The sequence below is a fragment of the Longimicrobium sp. genome (genome assembly GCF_036554565.1).
Classification (GTDB): domain Bacteria; phylum Gemmatimonadota; class Gemmatimonadetes; order Longimicrobiales; family Longimicrobiaceae; genus Longimicrobium.
Map to the genome: position 1 here is coordinate 1 of NZ_DATBNB010000590.1, position 9,145 is coordinate 9,145.

Sequence of the window (9,145 nt, forward strand, 5' to 3'; positions counted from 1 at the left end):
CATCTCGCGGCTGGCGTCCGGCCCCGCCGCGGAGGTGAACGTGCCCTCACGCGAGCCGCCGGACCAGGCGTGGCCCAGCCCCTCGACCATCCACAGCTCTACGAACGGCCCGGAGACGTCGCGCGTGGCGCGCAGCCCGCCTGCGTCCACCTCGTGGCGGGTGAAGTCCTTGGCCCCGACGGCGCGCCGCCACTGGTCGGCCAGGCGCCTGCCGTTCTCCGCGTTCACGACGACATCGGACGTGCCGTGGAACACGATCAGCGGAACCGGCGTGACGCCCGCCGCGAAGGGGGCGGGGAGCGCGTCGGGGTGGGCCGGGCCGGAGCGCATGGCCGCGACCGCCGACGCAACATCCGACGCCGCGCGATACGGGAGGGCGGAGTGCGCCCCTGCGGCGGCGTACAGCTCGGGATACGCGGCCGCGGTGTTGACGGCCATCGCCCCGCCCGCGCTGACCCCGGCGATGTAGACGCGCGCGGGATCGACGGCGAAGCGGCTCATCACCTCGCGCGTGATGCCGGCGATGATGGCCGGCTCGCCCGCGCCGGCCCCCTGGTGGGCGGGATCGTACCAGTTCCAACACTTCTGGGGATTGTACGCCGCGGTCTGCTCGGGGTAGACGACGATGACGCCCGCGCGCTCGGCATGTGCGCTGAACTGCGTTCCGCGCGCGAAGTCTTCCGGGTCCTGCGTGCAGCCGTGCAGCATAACGACGAGCGGGGCCGGGCGGGCAGGATCGTGCCGGGCGGGGACGTACACCCAGTACCGTCGCGTGCCGCCCTCGCCCTGATACGTGCTCCAGCCGATGAGCGCCTGCGTGGTTCCGTGCGGCGCGGGGAGGGTGTCGGGCGCGGCGGGCTGCGACGTGGACGGCTGGGTGGCTGGGGCGCAGCCTGAGATGAAGAGAGTGCCTGCCATCGTCAGGGCGAACAGGGTGCGGGTCAGGTGGTGCATCGTGTGCCTGGCAGAGGTGCGTTCCGCCGGGGGCCCCTCCCCCGGCCCCTCCCCGCACAAACTGCGTGCGGAGAGGGGAGAACTTCTTTTTCGATCGCTTCGCGGGGTGTGGTGTCGTTCCCTGGCGTACCATGGTGCGCTCCGAGCAGCCCGGCGCATTCCCCTGGCAGCCCTCTCTCCCCGGCCCTCTCCCCCGCAAGCGGGGGAAAGGGAGAATTCGACCGCACGTCGTTTGGCCTCGCGCACTCGACTGCGCGTGCAGTCCGCGAAGGCGGACTTTGGGCCTTTGTTGCCGCGACTTCAGTCGCCCCAGCGGGCCCAGCCTTCTGCTTCTGCGCCGCCGTCGCACCAACGCCTGAAGTGTACCCCCTCTCCCACGCTGTTTGTGGGAGAGGGTGGCACGCATGTCAGCGCGGCCGGGTGAGGGCCCCACGGCAGCCGAGGCCTCTGCTCCGTGACCGCTGCCGCGCCCTGGCTGTTACCCTCGCCGCGGCTAGATCCTTCGGCCCGCGTGGTGTGTGCTGCGGGCCAATCCGGTGCGCCTGGGCCTCAGGATGACAGGCTTTCGTGCGCACCGAAGTTTGAAGTGTACTCCCTCTCCCACGTTGTTCGTGGGAGAGGGTGGCACGCGTGTCAGCGCGGTCGGGTGAGGGCCTTAGCGCGTCTGGTACTTGATGCCCAGGAAGACCATCGTGCCGATCTCCGGCATGTTGATCATCTCCGTGTGCTTCTGCCCGAACCCGCAGCCGCGCTTCTCGTCGGTGGGAGTCGCCCGCAGCAGGTCCTTGTCGTCGTACTCGAACTCGCCGCCGCACCCGAAGAGGTTGCTGACCCCCAGGTTCACCGTGGTGTTGAAGCGGTCGATCCGGTAGCCCAGGCTGGCGTCCAGCGTGGTGAAACCGGAGATGAACCCGCGGTTTACGCCCGAGCGGAAGTAGTACTCGTCCACGTGGCGCACCGTCAGCCCGCCGGTCAGCCGCCCGAAGTCCTGGAAGCTGCCGCCCAGCGTCCACTTCATCTCCGGCGAGTTGAGCGCGGTGCTCTCCTCACGGCCCTTGTCGACCTCCACGTCGCTGATGTCGATCAGCGACAGCGTGCCGCGCACGTTGATCTTGGGCGTCACCACGAAGTTGACCCCCGCGTCGGTGCCCTGGATCTTGGCCGCGCCCAGGTTGTAGTACGTCAGCGCCAGGGCCGGGTTGCCGGCGGCCGTGTTCAGGCGGTTTCCGTCGGCGTCGTACGCCCACACCGAGGTGCCGGCCGGCTGCCCGCCCAGGCCGGCGTTCAGCGGGTCGCCGATCACGGCCAGGGGGCTCATGAAGTTCTCGTACGCCGAGCGGTAGTGGGCCACGTCCACGAACAGCCGGTCCCCCAGCACGCCCTTGTAGCCGAACTCCCAGGTGGTGTTCTCTTCCGGCTGCAGCGGCGCGTACTCCCGGAACACCGTGCCGTCTGGCCGCTTGACCGTAAAGCCGCGCGTGTTGCCGTAGATCACCGTGACGGCGTTCCAGTCGGGGATGTGGAAGTTGGTCTGCAGGATGGTGGGCGACTTGAACGCGCGGTTGTACGTCACGCGGAAGTTCTGTCCCGCCATCGGCCGCACCACCACCCCCGCCTTGGGGCTGAACTGGGCGTCGTAGTTCTCGTGGATGTCGTACCGGCCCGCCAGCACCACGTCCATCCACGGCATCACCGGCGTGGTGACCTGCCCGAAGCCGGCGTACTGGTCGATGGAGATGTCCTCGCCCGTCAGCCGGTCCGTCAGCCACTGGCGGTCGCTGCTCACCACGTCGCGCCGGTAGCTGGTGCCCAGCACCACGGCACTGTTCAGCAGCATGGGAACGCGCGAGTTGTACTGCACCTCGCCCGCGTACATCCGCCCGTCGCTGGGCCAGTCGGATGCGGCGACGAGCTGCTCGTCCGTCATCCGCGTCTCGGCGGGCCGCGCCAGGTTGGGATAGTAGGCCTGGCTGTAGCGGTTGGTGGCCCACGAGTCGCCCGACTTGCTCTGCGCGCGGTACACGTTGGCGTACCAGCGCGGGCTGCTGAACCGAAGCTGCCCGAAGTTGTACTGCCACCCCTGCAGCTGGTTGCGGCCCACGCTGGTCTGGCCCACGCCGTCGGTGACGCTGCCGCCGCCGGAAAGCTCCAACCGGCTGTTGCCGAAGTACCGCACCACCGCCGCGGTGCCGCGGGCGACGCTGGCATCCCAGTTCAGCCCGTTCACGCCGCCGGGGCTCACCTCGGGGGCCACCGTGGCCGAGCCGACGTCGGTGGAGCGCCACGCGCGGGCGATCCCCGACACCAGCGTCAGGCGGTTGCTCCAGTCGTCGGCCTCCTGGTACTCGCCCGACACCTTGTAGCCCCAGTCGCCCAGCACGCCGGCGTAGCGCGCCTGCACGTCGCGGTAGCTCCGGTTGCCGCCGGTGACCTCCATCGTCAGCCCGGGGTAGGTGCGCGGGTCCTTGGTTTCCATGCTGATCACGCCGCTGCTGGCGTCGGCGCCGTACAGGGCGGCGCCGGGGCCCACCAGCACCTCGATGCCGCCCAGGTCTACCTTGGGCGTGGCGGTGAACTGGCCCACGGGCAGGCCGTTCTCGGGCAGCACCATGATGCGGCCGTCCTCCACCATCAGCATGCGGTTGTTGAACGACGAGTTGAAGCCGCGGGCGTTGATGCCCACGCTCGTCATTCCTACCTGCACGAAGTCCAGCCCCTTCACCTCCTTGAGCGCGCCGGCGAAGGTGTTGCCCACCGCCGCGTCCAGCTGGTCGGCGCCGATGCGGGTGATGGTGGCCGGCGCCTCGGTGACGCGCTCCGACTGGCGCGACGCCGAGATCACCACCGCATCCAGCTCGTACGGCTTGTCCTCGAGCTGAATGGCGACGAGCGTCTCTTCGCCCGCGCGGATGGAAGCCTCGCTGGTCTCGTTGCGGAACCCGGCGGCGGAAACGCGAAGCTGGTGCGTGCCCGAGGGAACGCCGCGCAGGGTGAAGGCGCCCTGCGGATTGGTGCTGGTGACCAGGCGGGTGCCGATGACGGTCACCCGCGCGCCGGCCAGGGCTTCGCCGTCGCGCCCGGCGACGGTGCCGCGGAGCGTGCCGGACTGCGCGTGGGCCACGGCCGGCCACAGGGCCAGCGCAAGGACCAGCAGAATGCTGCGCCAGGCGAGGCGCGGAGTACCGCTGCTGCTCATGGAAGGATCTCCACGTTCGGGGGACAGGGGGCGCGCCCCGTGGTGGAACGCGCGGTTGGACTTCCTTGCGAGGGGCTGGCAGGAGCGGGGCGCTCCATCGATTCCAAGCGCGCCCCAACGGCCCTCTCGCTCGCACACCTACCCGGCTACTTCACCGCACTCCCGGACTTCGCACTTTCGCACTTTCGCACTCACGCACTTTCGCACTTCCCCTCACACCGACATCACCAGCCGTACATCCGCATCCAGCGCCGCCGCGGCCCGTTCACGCGTCACCCAGCTGACGGCGAAGAACACCAGGATGGAGAGCACCAGCGACAGCCCGCTCACCGTCACCCCGGCGGGGAACGAGTAGACCTTGAAGAACGCCATCGTCTCGAACCCCAGAGTGATCACCAGGCCCGTGCAGATGGAGGCGATGGCGCCCTCCTTCGTGGCACCCTCCCAATTGAGGCCGATGGCCAGCGCGGGAACCAGCGTCGAGGCGAACAGCCCCCATCCGAAGATCCCCAGGAACGCCACCAGCGCGCCCGGCAGCAGGGCCAGCCATGCGGCGAGGATGGAGACGACGACGGTGCTGATGCGGCCCCACTTCAGCTCGTTCTTCACCGTGATCCCCAGCGCCACGGGAATGTCGTGGGTGATGGCCGCCGCGCCGATGTTCATGAAGCTGTTGACGGTGCTCATGATGGCCGCGGCCACGCCCGAAAAGACGAGGGCCGCCAGGAGCACGGGGGTAAAGCGCAGGAGGAAGAACGGCGTGGCGTCGTCCGGCCGCGCCAGGGGCTCCATGCGGCCTTCCACGACGAGCGCCTTCACCGCCACGCCCACGCCGAAGTACAGCAGCATGGTGACGATCAGCGCCAGCGTAACGAGAAGCGGATACCACTTCAGTTTCCGCGGGTCGCGCAGCATGTAGAACTTGTGGATCACGTGCGGCTGGCCCATCGACCCCACGCCGAACACGAAGAACAGCGACAGCGCGGCCACGGCGCCCATCGACCCGAACGGGCCCATGAACGCGGCGTCCGCCGACAGGATCGTGCGGCTGATCCCCTCCATCCCCCCGCCCGTCTTGAGCGTGTAGATGAAGACGAGCACGGAGGCGACGGCCATCAGCGAGCCCTGGAAGACGTCGGTGTACACGCCGGCCAGGATTCCGCCCGCCACCGAGTAGCCGAGCACGATCGCCATCCCGATCCACACGCCCCACGTGAGCCCCGTGCCGAAGATGGCGTCGATCACCAGCCCCAGGGCCAGGATGTTGGTCGCCATGTAGCCGATGACGGCCACGAGGATGGCGACCGCCGACAGCCCCTGCGCGGCGGGCGACCGGTAGCGCGCGCCGATGGCGTCGGGCACGGTGATCAGCCCGCGCACCTCGGCCAGCAGCCTCATGCGCTTCGCCAGCGCCCACGAGGTCATCGATGAAGTGACGGAGGCCGGGAGGATGAGGAACATCGCCCCCAGCCCGGTCGCGTAGACCAGCCCCGGCCCGCCGATGAAGGCGAAGCCCGAGAGGGTGGCGCTCATGGCCGCCAGCGTCAGCGCCGCCAGGCCGATGCCCTCGCCCGCGACGAAGAAGTCGCTGGCCGTGCGCGTCTTGCGCGTGGCCCACACGCCGATGCCCGCAACGATGGCGAAGTAGACGACGGCGACGGCGACGATCGTCGGCTGGGCGAGCCGGGGCAGCTCGGACGTCTGCAGGATGGCGAGCATCATACGGGCTCCACCTCGGGCGCGGGGCGGGGAGTGGGGGCGGCGTGGGCGGACTGCGCGGACGCGGACTGTGACGCCTGGTAGACCCGGGCGGCCTCGCGGATCTTCTCCCAATCCGCCTCGTTCAGCGTCATCTCGTCGAAGGTCAGCGCGTAGGCGATGGGAAGGACGAGAAGCGGCAGCAGCCCAATGCCCAGCAGCACCACCGCGGCGCGCGGCGGCAGCCCCAGGAAGAGCGTGGGGTCGGCCGCGTCCACCGGCGGAAGCGCGAGGACCAGGGCGAACCCGCCGGCCAGGATCAGGAAGACGAGCGCGAACGGCAGCTTCAGCCGCCCCAGCCCGCCATCCCTGCGCGCGGCGCCCAGCGCGGAGGCGGCCACCATCACCACCGCCGTGCCGATCCCCAGCGCCCACGGTGCCCAGGCGGTGGGCGGACCCGGGAGGAAGGCGGAGCCGTACGCGGCCGCGATGGCCACGGTGCCCGCCAGCAGGGCCAGGAGCGAATTGCGTCTTGCCATCAGGCGTCCACGTAAAGGGCTTCCAGGTGCGCCCGGTAACGCTGCTCCACGATGGGGCGGCGCAGCTTGAGCGTGGGGGTCAGGTCATCACCGCTGAATCCGGTTCCCAGCAGCGCGAAGCGGCGGACGCGCTCGGGGTTGCTGAGGCCGGCATTCACGCGATCCACCGCGGCCTGCACGGCGGCGCGCAGCCCGGGATCATCCAGCAGGCGGGGATCGTCGGCGTCGCGGGCGTGCTCGGCGGCCCAGGCTTCCAGGGCGGGGCGGCGGATGACCAGCAGCGCGCTGACGAAGTTGCGCCCCTCGCCGTACAGCATCGCCTGCTCGATCCACGGCTCGCCCGTGAGCGCCGCCTCGATGCCCAGCGGCGCCACCTTCTTGCCGTTCGAAAGCGCGATCAGCTCCTTCTTGCGGCCGATCACCCGCAGCGCGCCGTCATCCCCCACGCGCCCCAGGTCGCCCGTGCGCAGCCACTCGCCGTCGGCGGTGAACGCCTCAGCCGTCTCGGCCGGCCGGCCATGGTAGCCGCTGAAGGTCAGCGGGCCGCGGCGGAGCAGGATCTCCCCGTCATCCGCCAGGCGCAGCGTGGTCCCGGGCATCGGCGGGCCGGCGGAGTCGAACGTGTAGTGATCCGGCCGATTGAAGGCCGCGCACAGGTGCTCCGTCAGCCCGTACGCGCCCAGGACGGTGATCCCCAGTGCGTCCAGGTACTCGGAAACGTCCTGCGGCAGCGCGGCGCCGCCGGAGGTCGCCACCCGCATCCGTCCGCCGAACAATGCCCGCGCACGCTCCAGCAGCGGCGCGCCGACCCGCATCCACTCCGCTTCCAGTTCGGCGGGGACGGGCTGCGCCGCGCGCCTGAGCCGCGAGCGCGCTGAGCCGAGCTCGATCGTCCGCTCCCACCGCGCCCGCTCGTCCCCCGTCGCCGCGGCCTGCTGGGCGCGGAGGGTGGCCACGGCCTTTTCGTAGAAGCGCGGCAGCCCGCCGAACAGGGTCGGCGCGAACTCGCGGGCGGCGTCCCAGACGCGGTTGTGGTCCGCGACGAGCCCCGCCTGCATGCCGCAGACGATTCGCGTGTACACCCCGAAGATGCGCTCGGCGGCATGGCAGAAGGGGAGGAACGAGAGCGAGCGGTCGCCCTCCACCAGCCCCAGCGTGTCGCGGATGGACGCGGCCGACGCGAGCAGGGTGCGGTGGGTGAGGGCGGCGCCCTTGGGCTCGCCGGTGCTGCCGGAGGTGTAGATGAGGATGGCCGTGGTCTCGGGCCGCAGTGCGTCCATCCGCCGGGCCAGCTCGGCGCGGGTCTGCACCGACTCGCCCAGCGCCCGGCCGCGCTGCATCCACCCCGCCCACGACACCGCGTCGCCGCCGCCGTCGTGATCCACGCAGATGACGGTGCGCAGCTCGGGAAGGGTGGAGCGGACGGCGCGCACCTTCTCCATCTGCGCGGGCGAATCCACCACCACCGCCACGGCCGCGCAATCCGCCAGCAGCTGCCGCACCTGGGCGGGCGCGCTCGTGGGATACACGCCGACGGAGATGCCGCCCGCCATCAGCACGCCGAGGTCGGCGATGGGCCACGCGGCTCCGTTGCCCGCGAGGATGGCCACGTGCTGCCCGGGCCGGTGCCCGGCGGCGATCAGCGACGCGGCAAAGGCGCGCGATAGGCCGGCCCACTCGCCCCAGGTGATCGTCTCGTCGCGCGACGCACCGCCCGCCGCGAGTACGCGCAGGGCGGGACGATCGGCGTCGGCGCGGGCGCGCGCGACGAAGGCGGAAACGGCCGTCTCAGCCATGTCGCCCCTCCCCCGGCCCCTCCCCGCGCAAACTACGCGCGGAGAGGGGAGAACCATTTCGCGTCCAGCGCAGGGCGACGCATCCCATCGACAATCCCGCGCCCGATCCGGTGAGGACGATCAGGTCGCCCGGCTTCAGGCGCCCGCTCTTCGCCGCGTCGTCCAGCGCCATCGGCAGGCAGGCGGAGCCGGTGTAGCCCCACTTGCCCATCACCGTGTGCGCCTTGTCCATCGGCTCACCCAGGCGGTCCATCACGATTTCGATGGTGGAGCGGTTCACCTGCGTCCACAGCCACAGGTCCACGTCCGGCACCGTCTGTCCGATGCGCCCCAGCACCGACTGGACGATGCGCGGCCAGCCCTCCTCGTTGACTTCCTTGGGATACTTGCGGACGAAGCGCAGCCGGTTGCGCGTGCCGTCGTGCAGTACGTCCGCTGTGATGGGCTCCGCCGTGCCGCCGGCGAACACGCCCATCCCGTCGCTGAACGACCCGTCCGCAGCCAGCTCCGAGGCCAGTATCCCCGCCTGCTCCGATGCCTGAAGGACGACGGCGCCGGCTCCATCGGCGAAGATGGTGACCGTCTTCTTGTCGGACTGGTCCAGGAACTTCGACATCGCGTAGACCGCGACCACGAGCACGCGCCAGTACCGCTCGTCGGCGCGCAGGTACTTCCACGCCACGTCCAGCGCCGTGGCGAAGCCCGCGCAGGCGCTGTTGACGTCGAAGGTCCCCGCGTCCGCCCGCATCCCCAGCCGCCCGTGCAGCACCGACGCCGTCGCCGGCGACACGTACTCCGGCGTGTCGGTGGCCACGATGACGAGGTCGAGCTGCTCGGGCGCGAGGGCGGCGGCGTCGAGCGCCCGGCGCGCGGCCGCGACGGCGAGGTCGGCGGTGGACTCGTCGGGGCCGCACCAGCGCCGCTCGGCGATGCCGAGCGTGTTGCGCACGAAGTCGTCGACG

Annotated in this window: 6 protein-coding genes; all 6 read right to left on the reverse strand. The window is 70.8% G+C overall.

From position 1 onward, the window contains the following. On the reverse strand, positions 1-954 hold a 954-nt coding region (locus VIB55_RS16225), incomplete at its 3' end, for a PHB depolymerase family esterase (RefSeq protein ID WP_331877708.1). A gap of 655 nt (positions 955-1,609) precedes the next feature. Next, positions 1,610-4,150, reverse strand: a complete 2,541-nt coding sequence (locus VIB55_RS16230; protein ID WP_331877709.1) for a TonB-dependent receptor — start codon at positions 4,148-4,150, stop codon at positions 1,610-1,612. Positions 4,151-4,363: 213 nt separating this feature from the next. After that, entirely contained in the window at positions 4,364-5,872 is a 1,509-nt protein-coding gene (locus VIB55_RS16235) for a sodium/proline symporter (RefSeq protein WP_331877710.1), read from the reverse strand. Next, positions 5,869-6,387 (reverse strand): hypothetical protein, encoded by a 519-nt coding sequence (locus VIB55_RS16240; RefSeq protein WP_331877711.1) that lies wholly within the window; start codon positions 6,385-6,387, stop codon positions 5,869-5,871. The genes VIB55_RS16235 and VIB55_RS16240 overlap by 4 nt, the downstream gene beginning before the upstream one ends. Then, positions 6,387-8,183, reverse strand: a complete 1,797-nt coding sequence (locus VIB55_RS16245) for an AMP-dependent synthetase/ligase (protein ID WP_331877712.1) — start codon at positions 8,181-8,183, stop codon at positions 6,387-6,389. The genes VIB55_RS16240 and VIB55_RS16245 overlap by 1 nt, the downstream gene beginning before the upstream one ends. After that, positions 8,176-9,145, reverse strand: a 970-nt coding sequence (locus VIB55_RS16250) for a ketoacyl-ACP synthase III (protein WP_331877713.1), incomplete at its 5' end; no start/stop codon positions are given. The genes VIB55_RS16245 and VIB55_RS16250, both read right to left, overlap by 8 nt.